This is a genomic window from Leptospira ognonensis, from assembly GCF_004770745.1.
In the GTDB taxonomy this organism is placed as follows: Bacteria; Spirochaetota; Leptospiria; order Leptospirales; family Leptospiraceae; genus Leptospira_A; species Leptospira_A ognonensis.
Genome location: NZ_RQGD01000046.1, coordinates 396,389 through 412,918, shown reverse-complemented (window position 1 = coordinate 412,918; position 16,530 = coordinate 396,389). Strand labels below are relative to the sequence as shown.

The 16,530-nt window shown below is 39.0% G+C and carries 18 protein-coding genes; 11 read left to right on the top strand and 7 right to left on the bottom strand.

All coding sequences use genetic code 11. The features are described from left to right. Positions 1-2: 2 nt before the first annotated feature. The 3 genes from EHQ58_RS18100 to EHQ58_RS18090 form a co-directional block, all read right to left on the bottom strand. Entirely contained in the window at positions 3-1,211 is a 1,209-nt protein-coding gene (locus EHQ58_RS18100; protein ID WP_135625450.1) for a DUF1229 domain-containing protein, read from the bottom strand. A gap of 91 nt (positions 1,212-1,302) precedes the next feature. Next, positions 1,303-2,673, bottom strand: a complete 1,371-nt coding sequence (locus tag EHQ58_RS18095; RefSeq protein ID WP_135625449.1) for a glycosyltransferase family 2 protein — start codon at positions 2,671-2,673, stop codon at positions 1,303-1,305. Between the two features lie 233 nt (positions 2,674-2,906). Continuing rightward, a complete protein-coding gene (locus tag EHQ58_RS18090; protein WP_135625448.1) occupies positions 2,907-3,152 on the bottom strand; it encodes a hypothetical protein in 246 nt (81 codons plus the stop codon). Between EHQ58_RS18090 and EHQ58_RS18085 the strand changes: the two genes are divergently transcribed. From EHQ58_RS18085 to EHQ58_RS18075, 3 genes are all read left to right on the top strand, one after another. Then, positions 3,127-3,918: a hypothetical protein gene (locus EHQ58_RS18085; protein WP_135625447.1), complete on the top strand. Its 792-nt coding sequence runs from the start codon at positions 3,127-3,129 to the stop codon at positions 3,916-3,918. The genes EHQ58_RS18090 and EHQ58_RS18085 overlap by 26 nt on opposite strands. Further along, on the top strand, positions 3,915-5,120 hold the full coding sequence (locus EHQ58_RS18080) for a hypothetical protein (protein ID WP_135625446.1): 1,206 nt from the start codon (positions 3,915-3,917) through the stop codon (positions 5,118-5,120). The genes EHQ58_RS18085 and EHQ58_RS18080 overlap by 4 nt, the downstream gene beginning before the upstream one ends. Before the next feature lie 155 nt (positions 5,121-5,275). Beyond that, a complete protein-coding gene (locus EHQ58_RS18075; protein ID WP_135625445.1) occupies positions 5,276-5,530 on the top strand; it encodes a hypothetical protein in 255 nt (84 codons plus the stop codon). A 54-nt stretch (positions 5,531-5,584) separates the two neighbouring features. On the opposite strand, the gene EHQ58_RS18070 is transcribed toward EHQ58_RS18075, so the two are convergent. Further along, positions 5,585-6,328 (bottom strand): FkbM family methyltransferase, encoded by a 744-nt coding sequence (locus EHQ58_RS18070; protein ID WP_167883686.1) that lies wholly within the window; start codon positions 6,326-6,328, stop codon positions 5,585-5,587. A 279-nt stretch (positions 6,329-6,607) separates the two neighbouring features. Between EHQ58_RS18070 and EHQ58_RS18065 the strand changes: the two genes are divergently transcribed. Then, a complete protein-coding gene (locus tag EHQ58_RS18065; RefSeq protein WP_135625443.1) occupies positions 6,608-7,372 on the top strand; it encodes a 1-acyl-sn-glycerol-3-phosphate acyltransferase in 765 nt (254 codons plus the stop codon). Here the strand turns inward: EHQ58_RS18065 and EHQ58_RS18060 are convergent. After that, positions 7,338-7,850, bottom strand: coding sequence for a hypothetical protein (locus EHQ58_RS18060; RefSeq protein WP_135625442.1), 513 nt, complete (start codon positions 7,848-7,850; stop codon positions 7,338-7,340). The genes EHQ58_RS18065 and EHQ58_RS18060 overlap by 35 nt on opposite strands. Positions 7,851-8,005: 155 nt before the next feature. Here EHQ58_RS18060 and EHQ58_RS18055 point away from each other — a divergent pair, with 155 nt between their 5' ends. The 6 genes from EHQ58_RS18055 (at position 8,006) to EHQ58_RS18030 (ending at position 14,573) form a co-directional block, all read left to right on the top strand. Further along, positions 8,006-8,632 (top strand): hypothetical protein, encoded by a 627-nt coding sequence (locus EHQ58_RS18055; protein ID WP_135625441.1) that lies wholly within the window; start codon positions 8,006-8,008, stop codon positions 8,630-8,632. Positions 8,633-8,694: 62 nt separating this feature from the next. Then, entirely contained in the window at positions 8,695-9,840 is a 1,146-nt protein-coding gene (mreC, locus tag EHQ58_RS18050; protein WP_135625440.1) for a rod shape-determining protein MreC, read from the top strand. After that, positions 9,837-10,352 carry a rod shape-determining protein MreD gene (mreD, locus tag EHQ58_RS18045; protein WP_135625439.1) on the top strand — a complete coding sequence of 172 codons (516 nt, stop codon included), beginning with the start codon at positions 9,837-9,839 and terminating at the stop codon, positions 10,350-10,352. Before mreC ends, mreD begins: the two co-directional genes overlap by 4 nt. Next, positions 10,349-12,286: a penicillin-binding protein 2 gene (gene mrdA / locus EHQ58_RS18040; protein WP_135625438.1), complete on the top strand. Its 1,938-nt coding sequence runs from the start codon at positions 10,349-10,351 to the stop codon at positions 12,284-12,286. Before mreD ends, mrdA begins: the two co-directional genes overlap by 4 nt. Beyond that, entirely contained in the window at positions 12,286-13,800 is a 1,515-nt protein-coding gene (gene rodA / locus EHQ58_RS18035) for a rod shape-determining protein RodA (RefSeq protein ID WP_135625437.1), read from the top strand. Before mrdA ends, rodA begins: the two co-directional genes overlap by 1 nt. Continuing rightward, positions 13,800-14,573 carry a hypothetical protein gene (locus EHQ58_RS18030; protein WP_135625436.1) on the top strand — a complete coding sequence of 258 codons (774 nt, stop codon included), beginning with the start codon at positions 13,800-13,802 and terminating at the stop codon, positions 14,571-14,573. Before rodA ends, EHQ58_RS18030 begins: the two co-directional genes overlap by 1 nt. Here the strand turns inward: EHQ58_RS18030 and EHQ58_RS18025 are convergent. Next, positions 14,565-15,491, bottom strand: a complete 927-nt coding sequence (locus tag EHQ58_RS18025; protein WP_135625435.1) for a bifunctional riboflavin kinase/FAD synthetase — start codon at positions 15,489-15,491, stop codon at positions 14,565-14,567. The two genes, EHQ58_RS18030 and EHQ58_RS18025, sit on opposite strands and share 9 nt — an antisense overlap. Positions 15,492-15,526: 35 nt before the next feature. On the opposite strand from EHQ58_RS18025, the gene EHQ58_RS18020 reads away from it, so the two are divergent. Continuing rightward, positions 15,527-16,102, top strand: a complete 576-nt coding sequence (locus EHQ58_RS18020) for an LIC10729 family protein (protein WP_246047431.1) — start codon at positions 15,527-15,529, stop codon at positions 16,100-16,102. On the opposite strand, the gene EHQ58_RS18015 is transcribed toward EHQ58_RS18020, so the two are convergent. Continuing rightward, positions 16,099-16,443 carry an STAS domain-containing protein gene (locus EHQ58_RS18015; RefSeq protein ID WP_135625433.1) on the bottom strand — a complete coding sequence of 115 codons (345 nt, stop codon included), beginning with the start codon at positions 16,441-16,443 and terminating at the stop codon, positions 16,099-16,101. The genes EHQ58_RS18020 and EHQ58_RS18015 overlap by 4 nt on opposite strands. Between the last annotated feature and the right edge of the window lie 87 nt (positions 16,444-16,530).

Sequence of the window (16,530 nt, the reverse complement as noted above, 5' to 3'; positions counted from 1 at the left end):
GATTAGCTTCCTGATTCCAATTTATTTGTTGAATTACTTGTCGTGACAATTAATCCTCCTATTCCGATAAAAATGACCATTAGTTGAGACTCCGAGGATTCGAACGGAATGCAGGTTATGAATAACAGGAAAATATTTATATAAAGATGTAAATATCTTTGCTGAGTCTCATCACCCTTAAAAGTCCTGTATGCTGCTAGAACAAACGTATATGCGAAATAAAAGTATAATGTCAGAGCAGTCCACGGACCGGAAGTTCGGTGCGCATCAAAAAATACATTATGAAACCAATACGTAGCCGACTTTTCAGTATCTACTTTCGGATAGATGAAAAATCCATTTTTTATGTTTGCAAAATAATCAAGAAAATGATGGATTTTTACATCAAAATTTTGATTTAAGATACGATGGATTAAAAAACTGTCTTTGAGTGCGTACAATGTGAACAGGATTAACAATAGTGCGGAGGCAGAAGCTACTAAGAAAATTTTGAAATTGATTTGAATTCCTTTTCTATAAAAGGAAAAAAACTGAAATGCTAAAATCAATGTTAAATTGATCCCAATCAGAAAGACAAAGGTTCTAGCACTGAAAAGATAATTGATATACAATCCTAAAAAAAGCAAAGCCAAAGCGAAGAGACTTAAAAAAATATTTTTTAACGGTGTCAGGTAAACTTCTGGATGGAAACAAAGGAAGGCTATCGGAAGGATATTCGCAAGTACTGTGATGCCTGGCGAATTCCCTTCGGTCCGGTCGTAAAAATGAAAAGACTTCCCATAGTAGGGAGGATCAAAATGAATCACGGTCGCAATCGTCATCAGTACGGCAAAGACCATCATGCCAAGGCTAACAGAAACTAAAAAGCCTTCCCTGTAATTCCGTGACTTCAAGGTCAAAAGGAATACAAACGTAAACAAGGCGGGCAAAAATCGTAAGGAATGTCCGTAAAAATCAATCCCAGTGAACTTCCATTCGATGGGTGTCACGGGAATTTGATAGAAGAGGTAATAAAAAACATAAAATAGGAGAATGGAGGAAAATACCAAAACTTTGTGCAAATCCCACTGGATAAAGGGAAACCCTTTCCAGATAGCAAAAACGAACATCCCTAGAACGAATACAGGCAAAGAATAGTTTAGAAAGCCAATTCCAGTAAGTAACCCCAAGAAAAAATATTCATTGGGGAGGCCAAAAAATATTTTTTTCATGCAACTGCAAGCCAAACCGTTCTATTCATGGTGCCAATTATTACAATGGCTCATTTTCACGTAAAAAAGCCATTCATTATTCTGGCTTTTCCTAGCGAATCGGTTCCATCTCGAGCTTTTGAATCACTTTTCCTCGTGGGGAAACTGCAAAAAATTCAATTCCCTGTAAGTAGTCGACCTTCCCCATATTGATATAACCGATGAATCCACATTTCGGGAGTCGCCTTTTCGCATGGGCTTTCATTATGTCGGCCCGCTTCAGCTTTAAATGCGCAAGCGTACCTAAAACCTCCTTCTGGTCCTTTACCACCAGGACCGATTTTGCAGGCCGCTCGGGATTGGTAGGATCTACAGCCCAACCAATGAATCTGACATAGTAGATCCCACGAATGTAGGTGAAAGTATGGAAGGTTTCGATATGACCTGCTTTCTGAATTCTTTTCTCGGCAGGAAGCACTCTAAAATCGGAAAGCTTATATTTTGTTCGTTTGATACAATTTCTTAGGATGCGAAGTAAGAAAACCGATTCTTTCAAGACTTTGATTTTTAAGGTAATGTGAAACACTAGTCCTTTTTGTTTGGTATAGATGATAAACGATTTCAATTGATAGAACAAGGGGGCAAGGAAATAGCGATACGGAATCGAAACCCGAACGAGATTTTTAAATTTCCATCTCCATGGACAGACAAACAAAATAAAGGCGAACCAGGATAGTTGGTAGTAGTTAGATCTTTTGGAAAAATAATTCTGAAGGAATCCCTGAAAGCCATTTGCACGAACTCGAATGCCTGTTTGTTTCGTATCTTCTTTTAGCCTCAGTTCGGGGAATGTGAGCATGCGAAATCCCTTTCGGTAAGCTCTATGGGTAAATTCATAATCGGACTGGTAATGCGGGATGAGAGTCGGGTGGAACCCTCCGATTTCATAAAAGACGCGCATCTTAAAAAAGAGCCCACGGGTGGAGAGGATGTTGATCTCCTCTGGACTTTTCGCATTTGAAAAGATTAGATGTTCCCAATCCACATTCGATCCCGAATCTAATAGCTCACCTGTGACACTGTCATAATCCTGGGAAAGGATGAGCGCATCAGGATTGTCATCGATTTTCTTAATGCCTACTTGTAAAAAATCTTTCTCAAATACCACATCGTCATTGAGAATCAAGATATTTGCGTCACTTGAGACCTTATTTTTGGTAAGCCATTTGTAGCCTTGGTGTAAGGATCCGCCCCACCACCAGTTGCCCTTTCCTCTGATCACTACTACATTTCCGAAATAACCTCTCACCATTTCAGAGGTCCCGTCTGTAGAACCATCATCTACGAGTACTAAGGTGAAATCCTGATCCGTCTGCTCTTTTAGGCTTCGGATCAATTTTTCAGTTACATTTTTGCGGTTGTGAACAGGAAGAATTACATACAGTGACGCCGAATTCGCTTTTCTTTCATTAGGCGGTACCATCGCATAACTTTTTGGTTCTGAGGATTTGAGTCAACTGGAAAGATATATTTTTACATAAATCTTTATTAATTTTTCGTTACATCCTCAACTAACATTTTATTTATACACAATTTTGAGTATCCTGATAGCAAAATGTTCGCGTTATGTGCAGCATAATGGGCACTTGGTTGCCAAAATTCCGGGTCTTTTTTCTTCTATACTTCCGTTTCGTAGTTCGTCTAGAATGCCAAGCGTTAACTCATATTCCTTATCGATCGCCGATACTGAGCCGCGCCATTTTCTTCCACCATATTTAAGAGATGAAAACAAAGACTGAGTAACTTAGCAGTTTTTGGAGGGGGGACTTTATTTGGCTCAGGCAAAACTTGTCTATCTTGAAATAAAAGGTAGGGAATGAGATGATTTTCATCTGCTTCTTCCAAAACTTCTGCAAGGCATTTCATGAGGTAATCAATGTTTTCTTTTATTTCTGAGATCATCTTAAAGTCCCTTCAAAATAAATTATTGCTTTCCGATTCGGATGTACTAGTTTGTAATCATCGAATATTAATTCCTCTGACCATGCGTAATCTTCTCTTAACCTTTTTTTTGGCTTCTGCCTTGGCAAATTGTAAGCCGCCGTCCCTTGGGAATCTATGCGACCCTACTTCTAAGGAAAATTGGGAAACAAAATTTTTGTTATACGCTTTGTCGATTCGGGTCGGTGGGACTTCCTGTTTTACGAATGTGATCGCGGCTAGTGTGAGCAACCCTTCCACCGAACGAATCAACATTACTCCGCGCTATCTTTCAGGTAAGATGCTCAAGCGAACTACCGATTTGGAATTTGAGCTGGATCAAAATATTGGCTTGGACAAATGCACTTTTTCTCTTGGCATCGCAAATGATAGTTTCACAAAAAAAATAGAACAGATTTCCAGTAAAACAAGTAAGCTCGTTTTGACTCCAGTCTCTGGCTGGGCCAGTGGCATCGAGAGAGAGCTTGGCATTTATTGTAAGGCGGATATTGGCAATGAAACCTTGAATCCGTACCAAATTAAATATAGTTTTGCGGATGCCTATAGGTATGTATCCACGACCGGAAATGATTCGAATGCAGGCATCACGGAAGCGGCTCCTCTGGCGACCATCGCAGCTGGAATTTCCAGTTTGTCAAGCTCAGGTGAGTGTAGTTTATCGGGTAATGCTTGTTATGTACTCGTTAGCAAAGGTGACTATACAATCTCAAGTACCTTACACCCGTGAATCGAATTAGTTTGTTGGGCGGTTATGAAACAGACTTTCTAACCAGAAATGGAGATCCACTTGCCACAAACTATACTCCTTCCATTTTAATGGATACCAGGAGTTCGACGGGCGGAGGCATTTCAACGCCCATCACTACCTTTTCGATCACAGGTTCGGTAAACAAAACAAGTACGGAGATCAGTGGATTTCACATCAAACCTCCAACGGGAGGAACGGGCTTTTCTTCTGCCGTTGCTTACACATCGATTACAGATACTGGCATCGTCTTCAAATCAAATAAAATAGAGTTACAAAATCCTGGCTTTGCAATGGGAATCTACACCGACACAACAAATGGTGGAGATCTCATTTCTAATCTCATCGTTCAAAATGGAACCTTCACTGGCAATTCATGGAACGGAATTTACATCAGTTCCACGGGAATTGGTTTTGCGAACATAGAATCGAATACAATCACCATGGGCACTTGTTCTGGAACCTCATGCATTGCCAATGCGATCGCCACGAATAGTTTGGGAGCTGCCTCTTTGATCACAAAGAACACACTTAATTTGGGGAACGCTACCGCCACAGGTGGTTCCGTGAATGGATTTTTTCCTTTTTGTTCGAACTCAACACCGAGTATGACTTTTTCCAATAATATAGTTAAGGGTACATCTTGTACGGGTTCTGGTTGCAAAGTGAGTGGTCTCCACTTAAGTATCTCCGCGCTCAGCACGAAAATGACCATTTCAAGCAATGAAATCAATCCGGGTGCATGCACGGTCGGCGCTTGTGAAACCAGAGGAGTTTACATCACAGGCACCAACGCTACGGAAATCGATTTATTTTCCAATACGATCTATGGCGGCGATTCAGCAGCAACGACATCAGGAAACACATTCGGCTTATCTATGAATACCGCTACCAGTTCCTTCATTAACTTTCAAAACAATCGAGTTTATACAGGATCCTCTCAATCGGGGTTTGGAATTTCGGTTGGATTGCGAATTGGAGCCACGGGCGGGAGCGGGTTCAAATCAAACCATGTGAGTGGAGGCAGTGGGAATTTAGTTTTTGCTCTTTGGGCGTCGCCCTCCTCTAACACCATCATCCAACAAAACATTTTTGAAGGTGGCAATAGCAACTCTTCTGGAAATGCGACGATCGATCTGAATTTAGGAAATGAATTTTTATCAAAATCGGCCACAATCTCATAGTTACGGAATCTGGGGCAAGCAGTCGGTACTGTGTTTCCGAAGACACGGCCGCTCATGGCCCTCAATTTTTTACGGACAATGCGCTTTTTGATTGTCCCACGGGCTACTATAATGACCTAGCTACACCCAATCCAGCAAAAACAAACTGGTGCAATGTGGGCGGTGGCACGTTTTCAATTGCAGGCTGCGTTGATCAGATGGCTTCTCCCGCTGGTTTGAACAATCCCTCGCCTGTGGATCCTATATTTTACGACGCGGCTAACTCAAAGTACTGTCTTTCTTCTTCGAGTCCTGCAGGGATTACCAGCGGAACTGCAAACAATATAACGATTACCGACATCAATGGCCTCACAAGACCTACAGGAAACCGAGCCTATGGCGCGTACGAACCTGGATCAACTTGCAATTAAACCTAAGATTCGTTAAACTAAAACTACGCGATTGAATTTGCATGTGCGAATTTTTTAGTCATTTTCCCGAAGGAATATGGCATCAGCCTGCAGCACAGAATGATTGATAGGCGAATGGAGCTGCTCATAATTCCCAACGTATCTAAAACCCAAAGCCTTTAGTGAGGAATAAATTTGATCAAATAGTACCTGTCCCTCATACAAAGAGACGAAAGATACTTCTGTGATGATCATTTTGGCTTTTCTTAAAACATCTGTTCCGCCTTTGATGACCCGGTCCTCATAACCCTGCACATCTATTTTAACCAAGTATGGTTTTGTTAAATCAATTTCGCTAGTATAGCTATCTAGCCTCGCGAGTTGGATTTCAATTTGATTTTGTTTGACTGCGAAATCAAAATGTTCTGTATGGTGGTCCATTTTTAATAAGGAGGAAGATGGCGAGTATTCATTCAGCCATAACTGCATCTTCTCTTCTTTTTCACCAAGACCGACATTGAATGCTTTAAAATTTTGATCCGTCGCAAAATCAATTTTCAGCTTTTCAAACACTGTGGGAATTGGTTCGAAGGAAATAATTTTCGTAGACGGGAATAAAGTTCTAACCTTTTTTGCAAATTGTCCTTCATTGGCTCCAATATCAATAATAGAATGAAAGTTGAATTCTGTGAGCCATAAGTTGGCTCTTTTTAAATCAGCATCCTCTTTTTGTTTCTTGTAGCGTTCAGATCGAACGAAACTAATATCTAAACCCAGGAGTTTGAATAGAGATTTTATGACTGTTTTTATCGTTTTCAAAATAATATTTTCTTACTAAGCTCTTTTATGATTTCTGATGCTAAGGATCAAATGATTTCTTCCTAAGTTGTTGTAAATCTATTTTCGAAAAGCTATTTTTGCGTTTATCGCATAAGCAAGAACAGATTCTGATACGATGAATCCAATCTTGATTCTACAAAAAATAGCTTTGGTGTAAGGTTTTCTTGTATATCTAAAGTTGTTCGATATCGAATTATTTTCAATATTTGAATAAAGTAATTGTATCGCTTCCACTTTGGGTAATATACTCAAAAGAATATGAACCTTCAATTTTATGTTCTTGTATGTTACTTGATCCCTGTATTCTTTATTAATTTTCCCATCGGACTCATCATTTCCTATTTCCTCAAATTATTGAAATACGATAAGGCTTCAAATCGGATCAATAACTCCCTTGCCTATTTTTGGCTAAAATCTTTTTTATTTCTGACTGGTAGAAAATTAATTTTTGATCCTGGAAATTGGAACCCAGACAGCAAAAAGAGGTTTTTAATCTGCAATCATACAAATTCTCTTGAAGTTCCGTTGATAGTTTCTCTGCCTTATTTAACTAAAAACAAAGATGTCAACTTATCATATTTAGGTGGTGATATCATTCAGAGATATAAGATCATTCCGTTGATGATGCATTCACGTATCGTAGAAGCAGTGATTTATTCTGAATCAAAACCGAACTTTAGAGATTTTAAAACCCGAGTATTAAAAGTATTAGAAACAAGATCTATATTTCTCTACCCTGAAGGAAGGAGAACCTTTACAGAAGAAATTCAACCATTCGAAACTGGAGTCATGAAAATCGCCTACAAGTACCAAATCGATTTAGATGTATTTGTTGTTAGCGGAATGATGGGCTATAGCAATGATAAGAAATATAGTAAACTAAAAAAGAAAAAACAGATTTATTTTCAATTTTGTGGAACCGTTCACCCCAAAGATCATTCCGATTTTGAAAATTTTTTAAAGACAGCAACTGAGCTTATGATCGCCACTAAAAAGTTACAGGAAAGCTCATTACTCCTCTAGAACCTAAAACGCCAAGTATGGCTATCGTTACGGAAAGCAGCAAATTTACTCTACCAAAAAGTGCAGATCGTTTTCTAAACTTCTCAAATTGGATGGGATCAGATTCTGCATAAGTAAAGGTAGCAGGTCCCGAAAAAAAGTCATGATAAAGAGAAGAAAAAAGCAATACTAAAAATAGTAAAATTTTTAGCAAAAAGACAGGGGGTATCGAAAAAATAGACTCATGTATATTATGTGTTAAATGAAGAAATCCTTTCGTATAAAGTAAAAATGTCCCAGAAATTGTTAACATCAAAAATATAACATAAGATACCTTCCGAAACTGTAATGCAGTCTTTTCTAGGAGCTTAAGTTTCACATTTTTTAGATCAGGATCACGAATGACAGAGATGATGACCAGTACGTAAAAAATGATCCCGCCAACCCAAAACATTGCGGCAAAAACATGGACAAGCAAGGTGAAAAGATAACTGATCATAAATGACAAAATCTGAAAAATGTTCCCTAACATCCACGAGAAAACCATATTTAGTGATATGGGCTTTATATTTTAGCATCCGCAAACGAGAATTTAATAAATGATCGACAACTTTCAAGACTCTTTGAGTTTAAACGACTATGCCGGCGGAAAAAATGATATGGCTATGGCCAAAATCAAGTACCTACGCTCTTTTCCAATTAGGGCTACTCATACTTTTGATATATTTCATCTTTAAAGTGATTAACCATTATACACAAAGGAACGAAAATGCAAAAATCAATTGGTATAAACTAAATCATTTAGCAACGAAAAGAGGACTCCGATTTAGTGAGCGAAAAATTCTTTATCATTTTTTCCACCAACTAACATTGAAACATAGGGAAAATTTGTTTTACTCCAAACAATCTATGTTAGTCCAACTCTTTCATTTTTTAGCAAACCATGAAGGTGAGGAATCTGCAAAATATTTAGAAATTATATGCAAACTGGACAAAGACCAAAAACCGACCCTTCGCCATAAAAGTGAATTTCGGGGGTTGCTAGATGTTGGTTCTGAAGAAATGATTGCCTTTCGCGTCAGGAAGCATTCCGGACTTGCGATTGTCTCGGAAAAGTTGGATGGTCAAATTTTGCTCTCCGTGAAAGGCAAAAAGTATGCCAAAATTCCCAATCAGTGCCAAATGGAAGCCTTTGTCTACCGATCGGGAGTCGGTCTCGTCTCCCTCCAGGGCAAAGCTCAAAAAATTTCACACAACTCCCTGCTATTTTCCTCTAAGTAAACTAGAATCAAGATAACTTCTTGAATTTTTCTTTCCCTTCTATTTCATGTGACATAATATCCATGCTTTGGAACCGATTTAGCCGCAACGGAGAGGCCCTTTCCATAGGGTTCGTCTTAATATTCTCTTTTACCTCCCTCATCTGGAACGGGAATTTTATGGTGAGAGGGATTGCCACCTTCCAGGGTGTAGGAGACTTTTTTTCGGGCTCCTTTGATTCTTTCGGTAGTTTGATCAAAAGTTCATATAACAAGCTTGAATCGTTTGAGAGGGTTCGCGAGGAGCGAGACTCTTGTTTAAATGTTATGGAAGAGTATAGACAACTTTCTAAGGATGTGGACCGCCTCAAGGCAGAAAATGCCATCCTAAGACAGGAATTAAATTTTCCGCTCCGAACAGATTTCCCAGCAGTGAGAGCAGAAGTGCTTAGCGTTCGTCTCAATACCATTTATCGCACAATCATCATCAATAAAGGCTCTGAAGTAGGAATCAAACCATATATGCCAGTCGTAGCACGCGCATTAGACGAGAAAGGTAAATTTACCGAGGCACTTGTAGGAAAAATCATAGCTGTATCCAAAGGATCTTCCGTTGTCCAACCTCTCATCAATTCAAACTTTTCTATGGGCGTCTCTGTCCCTGGTACAAACTTATGGGCATCTTTGAACGGTAACAGTGGTCGCGGAACAGAGGTTTTGTTAGATTATATTGATTCGGGAATCGTGATTGATCCAAAAGCCATCGGCACTTTCCCTATGGGCCCGACCCAAGCGAATACGGGAAGTACCTACTTTACCGAAGGTTTTAGTAAGATTGGTAAGCCAGTCTATAGTTCAGGTGGATCCGGGGTTTTTCCTTCGGGCATTCCCGTTGGAATCATAGTTGAAGAAGGAGCCCGAAATGGTTCCTTCAAAACTGCGTTTGTCCGGCCATTTGTTGAATTTGATAAAATTCTAAATGTCATTATACTAAAAAAACTGCCAGAAAAATGGCGTGAAGAGTGGCCTGCTGAAAAGACGATTCAAATTGATGGCCCCTACTTCGGTGAAATCGATTTTCCAAAAGAAAAAGATTATAATTCTCAAAAAAATTTAAATCCAAAAAAGCCAACTAACTTTCTAAAGCCTGTTGTTAATCCAGAAGGTACATTGCCTCAAACGAATACAACTCCGCCACCTGAGACTGGAAATACGGAGGTAACGCCATGATTTTAGAAAAACTTTTTATCATCATCGGAATGTTACTTGCTCATTTTCTAAATGGATCAAATCTCTTCGAACTCGGCAATGCAATTAGGCCTGACTTTATGGTCATATTTGTCATTTTCTTTGCGTTTAGAAAAGGTGCTATGTATGGACTTTGGCTTGGATTTTTCGGCGGACTACTCACCGATACTTCGCTTGGTGGTGAGATAGGTCCTGATGATGCCATCTATTACAAGATTGGATTGCACTCGCTCTCTTATTCACTCATTGGATACATCATCGGTAAGGTCACTCGCAATGCTTATACTGAAAATTATATATCTATCACGATCTATGTTTTTGGCTTCACCTTGTTGTCTCGAATCTTAACATACCTTCTATTTTGGATGTTCTTCCATTCAAATCATAGTTATTCATTTTTCTATGTGTCTCTTTACAATGCTTTCATCGGTCCTGCACTATTCTTTTTCTTTACCTGGGCATTTAGACTCGATCCTGATGAGGTTCGGCAATGAGTGGTTCCGCTAGTGAATTTAGATTAGAAAATTCTTTTCGAAGAAGACTGTATTTTTTCTCAGGGATGATCGTTTTCACTCTCACAGCCTATATCTTACAATTATTCAATTTACAAATTGTCCAAGGAAGTGAGAACTCCCTTAAAGCCGAAAGATTTGTTCGCCGAAGTGAATCAATACCTGCGGACCGAGGTCAAATCTTTGACCGCAATTTCATCACGCCAGAAACATCACAGCCATTAGTTTCCAATTCTGCTTCCCTTGATGTGATTTTAAATACAAACCTTCTTAAAAATGATCCGAAAAAGGTAAAAGAATTTCTATATAAATTTTGTGAATCTCTTTCGATTCCTCTTGCATACTATGAGAAAGATTTGCAAGAGAATAGACTTCTAAAGAAAATAAAATCTCGAGAACCTTTCGTCTTACTTGAAGGAATCTCAAGAGAACAACAAGAAAGAATATTAGTTTTAGATAATATCAATCGTTATGTATATCTAGTCTCCTCTCCTGCTCGTATCTATCATATGGGTCCAGGTCTGGCGCATATCACTGGTTATGTGGGAAAGCCCACGACGAATGATATACAAGAAAAGGAAATTAAATCCTATCAGCTTGTTGGAAAAGGTGGAATTGAGGCTTTGTACGATACCATTCTGAGAGGCCAGGATGGTTTTCGGATTCAAAAAAGAAACACCGAAGGCAATATCGAAGAAGAGAGAGTCATCGAACACTCGATTCCAGGAAATAATCTAATCTTAACGATTGATCGTGATTTGCAAATTGCTGCCTATCGAGCCTTAAAAGGTGTCAGAGGTACGGTCATTGCCTTAAAACCGACAACTGGCGAAGTTTTAGCAATGGCTTCCAATCCATCCTATGATCCAAACATTTTATCAGGAAAAAACAAACAGGATCGAGCTAATCACTTTGGACGAGTAACAAACAATGGCGGGTTTTTAAATCTTGCCATACAATCTAAATTTCCACCAGCATCCACCTTTAAAGTCTTAGTGGCATTAGCTGCCATGGAGAGTGAACATAAAATTAGTTATGATCCAAAACAAACTTTTTCTTGCCCCGCGAATTTTACTTTAAAATCAACATTTAAAGGCGTACCTGACCAAGTTTTTTATAATTGGGATAAAAAAAATCATGGGGAATTGAATTTGGCGCAAGCAATTGAAAAATCAAACTCCGTATATTTTTACCAACTCGGCTACAAACTCGGTGCAGAACCGATCCTCGCCTATTCTCGGTTATTTGGTTTGGATAAAAAAACTGGTATTGATTTACCTGGTGAAATCACTGGTTTCGTACCAAGCTCAGAATGGAAAAAAAGAACATATGGAAACAAATGGTTTGATGGAGATACTGTTAACTTGTCCATCGGCCAGGGTTTTATTTCTGTAACTCCTATCGAAATGGCTCTCTTCTTTATGGCCATTATCAATAATGGAAAAATTTATAAACCCTACATCATATCCGAAGTGCGAAGCCCGTTAGACAATTCCATAATTCAAAAAACAGAGCCAACCATTCTTAGAGATGTTCCTTTAAAAAAATCAACGGTTGAAGCGATTAAAGAAGGACTTTATTTAGTTGGCTATTCAGGGACAGCTTCCGGAGTCATGAATGCACCAGGATTGCCAGAAGTTGCAGGTAAAACTGGAACGGCACAGACAAGAAGAAGAGGAGCATCATCTTCAAACCATGCTTGGTTTATTGGATATGCACCATTTAATGCACCACCAGATAAACAAGTATTAGTTGCCACTTTTGTTGAGTATGGTGTTGGAGGTGCCGCCTCCGCTGCTCCTGCAGCTCGGGAAATTTTTAAAGCCGCTTTCCCACCTGGTTCTTATCCAAGAACAGATAGGACTAGAGTGAAAACGATGGAAGAGGAAGCTCCTGTTGAGGAGGAGGCATTTTAATGGCAGAACGCAACACAGAAAAGTTAGATTACTTTTTGATATTTTCGGTTTTTATCGTAGCCTTAGCTGGTGTGCTAACCTTATATACACAGGAAGCAAACACTGCGGATGGACTTGGCAGATGGTATAAACAGTTCATATTCGTATTCGTCGGATTAGGTGCCATGTGGTTCATGTCCCGGATGAATTATCAATTGATTGGTTCTTATGCCTTATTTATTTATCTTTTTTCCATCTTGCTTCTCATATTAACTCTGATTCCTGGAATTGGATACCTACCTTCAGGTCGAGGTGCGAGATCCTGGCTTAAACTTGGTCCCATAACTCTTCAAGCCTCCGAGTTTTCTAAACTGGCGACTGTGATCTTGCTTGGACAATACCTTGTATTGCGTGAAAAAGAAATGCATAAGATCACTGTACTTCTTGTACCGTTCATCATATGTTTAGTACCAATGCTTTTTATTATCTTGCAACCAGACTTTGGAACGGCTGTCTCCTTTTTACCCATGCTATTTACCATGCTTTTTTTAGGTGGTGCCGATATCTTACACATTGGGTCTCTTCTCACCTTCGGAAGTATTTCTCTTATGGTTCCGATGTATTTGGCATACTATCGATTAACTCTCGTTCAACCAATGATTGAGCTTTTGAGAAAGGAGAACAAGGTAGAACTTGTTTCGCTAGTGAGTCAGGTTCAAGGCAAAATTTGGCCGATACTTGATGGGAAAAAAGTGCCAGGTTTTGAAATACCTGGATTCCAGAATCCAAAAAACATCCAATTGATCCGAGAGGCAGCCGAGACAATCAAAGATGAATATGGAAGTCTGGGTTTTAAGATCCTTTCGAATGAAGCTTTTATGATCGGGCTTGGTAGCTTTCTAACCTTGATCAGTGTGGTAATGATTGCCGTACGAATTGCACGAGGTTCCAAAACAATCAGACAGTATTACATTCCTGTTGGAATCATCGGCTTATCTATCCTTTCTGCTATGGCTGTTCATAAATCCATTCCATTTAGAGAGAACCAAGTCATACGCCTAACAGCGTTTCTAAATCCTGATCAATTCAAACAGGGTGCTGGATACCAGTTACGAGCATCAAAACCAGCCGTTGGCTCTGGTATGGTTTTTGGAAAGGGTCTTTTCCATGGCGAAATGACTGAGGGGCGCGTACCGCACGTTCCAGAAGCTGGCACGGATTTTATATTTGCTTCTTGGGCAGAGCAAACAGGTTTTTTCGGGAGTGTTTTACTCTTATTCTTTCTAATGTCCATTCCGTTACGTGGACTACAAATATCCTTCGAAAGTAAAGATAGATTTGGGTCCCTACTAGCTGCAGGTATTGTTGCAATGATATTCTTCCATATAGCCATCAATGTAGGAATCGTGATCGGACTTCTACCCGTAACAGGTGTTCCATTGACTTTCATGAGTTATGGAGGGTCCCATTTAGTTATGGCTATGACAGCAGTCGGTATCATCCTTTCGATTAAAAAACGTAAATTTGCAAACTGATGAGCGTTCCCTTAAAAAAAGTCACAGGCAGCAATGACTTTTTTACTGAAAAAGTCAAAATGGAACAAGCGTTAATCGATTTTGAAAAACTAATTCTCGAGGGAAATTCTTTTTTAGAATCGATTGCTTCTTCTTTAGATCTTATGCAAGCATTAGCAGAAGAGCATAAATCAGCATATTTTTTACAAAGAGTAAAAAAGCTTCAGGTCTATTTTCATACGCTCAGTTTAAAAAAAAGTTATAACCGAGATGATTTTGATCCCCTTTACCATATGTTGGATAAAATCAAAAATGAGGACAGGATTGAATTTTTAGATTCTGCTCTAAAAAATCGAATTTCAAAAGTAGCTAGAAATCTAACAGAAACGAAATCACAAAAATCTGAAAATCTTAAGTCACTCGCAAATAAAGAAATCTTTACGGCATTTAAAATCGCGGGTGTACATTTCCTCATTCCAAAGCGTCCACATCGAATCCTTAAAAATATCCCTGCTTTTAAATCCCGTATCACTCTAAATCAAGAGCGGATCTCACTTTTTCCAGGCCCTGGTTTTCTCATCACAGAAGAAAATAGCATTCTAAAAAAGAATGTTCTCTTAATTCATTCGACATCCACAAAAAGAGAGGGTTTTTATTTTGATGAATTGCTTGAAGATTGGGCTATATCAAAAGATTCGATAAAAGGTTTACTCAAAGATGAGAAGGGAAATAAAAAAGTCTTAGGGAAAATTCGAAGGAAAGGAATCAATTACCATTTGTTGAAGTTAGGCTAATATCTCTAAGGAAACATTTTTATCCAAATTTAGTTGGTTTTTTAATGAATCAATACCAGAAAATTTCACCTCATCCCGAATCTTTTTAAAAAACTGAATTTCTATTTCTTCTCCATAAATATCATCCGAAAAATCAAAAATGTGGGATTCTATATGCATGTGCTTACCATCAAAGGTAGGATTTTTTCCCACATTGACCATCGACTTATAACTTCTTTCTTTAACTTTCGTATAACATGCGTATACTCCAATTGCGGGAAGCAATACATCTATGGGTATTTTAAGATTTGCAGTTGGGTAATGTATGGTGCGGCCGCGTTTGTCTCCTTCAACAACCTTTCCGGTCAATGAAAAACTCCTTCCTAATAATTGATTGGCTAAGTTTACTTCACCTGATTCGAGATACTTACGTATCGCCGAACTGGAAATTTTTTGCTCTCCATTGGCAACCGCATCTTTAAGTTCCACTCGGTAACCAAATCTTTCAGCATTCTCTTCCAAAAGATGGATATCCCCTCTACGTTCTGCTCCAAAAAAATGATTGTATCCGATGACAATAAATTTGGCATTCAATTTACCGATAATGATCTTTTCTAAAAAATCTTCGGCACTCATACGCGAGAGTTCTTCTGTAAAATCAAGTACCAATAGATAATCTATGTTATACGTAGAGATCAGCCGCTCTTTTGTTTCCTCTGGGGTCAGATATTTAAAATTTGGACGTTTTCCGAGAACAACGGCTGGATTCGGATAGTAGGTCACAACCACGGAAGGTATGTGTAAGCGAATGGATTCCTCCACAGTACGCAGAAGGAGTGCCTGGTGACCTAGATGGATCCCGTCAAAGTTACCAAGAGTGAGCGCCGTTCCTTTGGGAAACACCTCTTGCAGCGAATCTATGCTTCTGATAATTTTCAAGGTTAGATGGTTAAAAAATCCGATAGAAAATCTAGGTGCTACATTTGAAACTAAAGTCTCTTCTTCTCACGGCAATCTTTTTCTGGTCGGTTGGTTCCTACTCGGAAATTTACGCGGAGGATTTACCAAAGGCAAGCAATGAGTTTCCTGTCGAAGAAGGACTTCTTCCTGAGGACATCGGTACCTTTCCGGAGCTCAAAACTTGGGCGCTCTATCAATTCTTAGAATTGGAGGAAGATTCGACACTGTTTGGAATCCAAGACCAAGTTTGTAGAATGATTCCAGAAACTGGATTAAAATTTTTATTGGGAAAAGAGACAGCACATAAAGGAAGGATGTATCTCTACCTAGACCTAACTCGGTACCTCCCGCAAAAGCGAGCCAGATTCAAGCCTAGAAAACTAGCAATCTATGTGAATGGGCATCTAAAAAAAGAAATCTACATGAACAAAAACAAAACCTTTGCCAATCCTGTCGAAGTGCCGATCGAACCGAGTGAATTTGACTTAGGCAAAATAAATATCGAACTCATTCCAAGTAAAAATGAAACAGGACGGTTTTGGGGGATATGGGATGCGTTTCTGGTTGAAAATCGAAAAAATGAAGATTAATTTGCGTACTTTGCGCGGTAATCGTCTTCACTTATGGTCTGGAAGTAGCTCGTAAGTCCAGCAACCTTAAACACCTTTTCAATCGCAGGCTTCATATTGGCAATGGAGAACTTTCCCTTCAATTCTTGGACATAATTCAGCTGTTTGATGAGCATGCCGATCCCGGAGGAGTCAATGTAGTTTAGTTTCTCAAGGTTGACAACGACATGCAAATTGGAACCAGCATCTTGAGGGATGTTCGTCTCCAGGAAGTTTTTAAAATCTAAAGAAGTATATATGTCTAAACTACCCGAAATACTAATGACATGGGCTTCGGCATTTTTCTTTAGATTTATTTCCATAGCAAGTTCTACCCTACAAGGTTTGTTTTATTGAAAATTATTCAACCTTATTTTTGCTCAAATTTAATGATTTCACTTCAAAAGTCG

Bases quoted from the DNA above. Each gene is read 5' to 3' on its own strand.
- EHQ58_RS18100 (WP_135625450.1), bottom strand. From the start codon at position 1,211: ATGAAAAAAATATTTTTTGGCCTCCCCAATGAATATTTTTTCTTGGGG.
- EHQ58_RS18095 (WP_135625449.1), bottom strand. From the start codon at position 2,673: ATGGTACCGCCTAATGAAAGAAAAGCGAATTCGGCGTCACTGTATGTA.
- EHQ58_RS18085 (WP_135625447.1), top strand. From the start codon at position 3,127: ATGTTTTCTTTTATTTCTGAGATCATCTTAAAGTCCCTTCAAAATAAA.
- EHQ58_RS18090 (WP_135625448.1), bottom strand. From the start codon at position 3,152: ATGATCTCAGAAATAAAAGAAAACATTGATTACCTCATGAAATGCCTT.
- EHQ58_RS18065 (WP_135625443.1), top strand. From the start codon at position 6,608: ATGAACCTTCAATTTTATGTTCTTGTATGTTACTTGATCCCTGTATTC.
- EHQ58_RS18060 (WP_135625442.1), bottom strand. From the start codon at position 7,850: ATGATCAGTTATCTTTTCACCTTGCTTGTCCATGTTTTTGCCGCAATG.
- EHQ58_RS18055 (WP_135625441.1), top strand. From the start codon at position 8,006: ATGATATGGCTATGGCCAAAATCAAGTACCTACGCTCTTTTCCAATTA.
- mreC (WP_135625440.1), top strand. From the start codon at position 8,695: ATGCTTTGGAACCGATTTAGCCGCAACGGAGAGGCCCTTTCCATAGGG.
- mreD (WP_135625439.1), top strand. From the start codon at position 9,837: ATGATTTTAGAAAAACTTTTTATCATCATCGGAATGTTACTTGCTCAT.
- mrdA (WP_135625438.1), top strand. From the start codon at position 10,349: ATGAGTGGTTCCGCTAGTGAATTTAGATTAGAAAATTCTTTTCGAAGA.
- rodA (WP_135625437.1), top strand. From the start codon at position 12,286: ATGGCAGAACGCAACACAGAAAAGTTAGATTACTTTTTGATATTTTCG.
- EHQ58_RS18030 (WP_135625436.1), top strand. From the start codon at position 13,800: ATGAGCGTTCCCTTAAAAAAAGTCACAGGCAGCAATGACTTTTTTACT.
- EHQ58_RS18015 (WP_135625433.1), bottom strand. From the start codon at position 16,443: ATGGAAATAAATCTAAAGAAAAATGCCGAAGCCCATGTCATTAGTATT.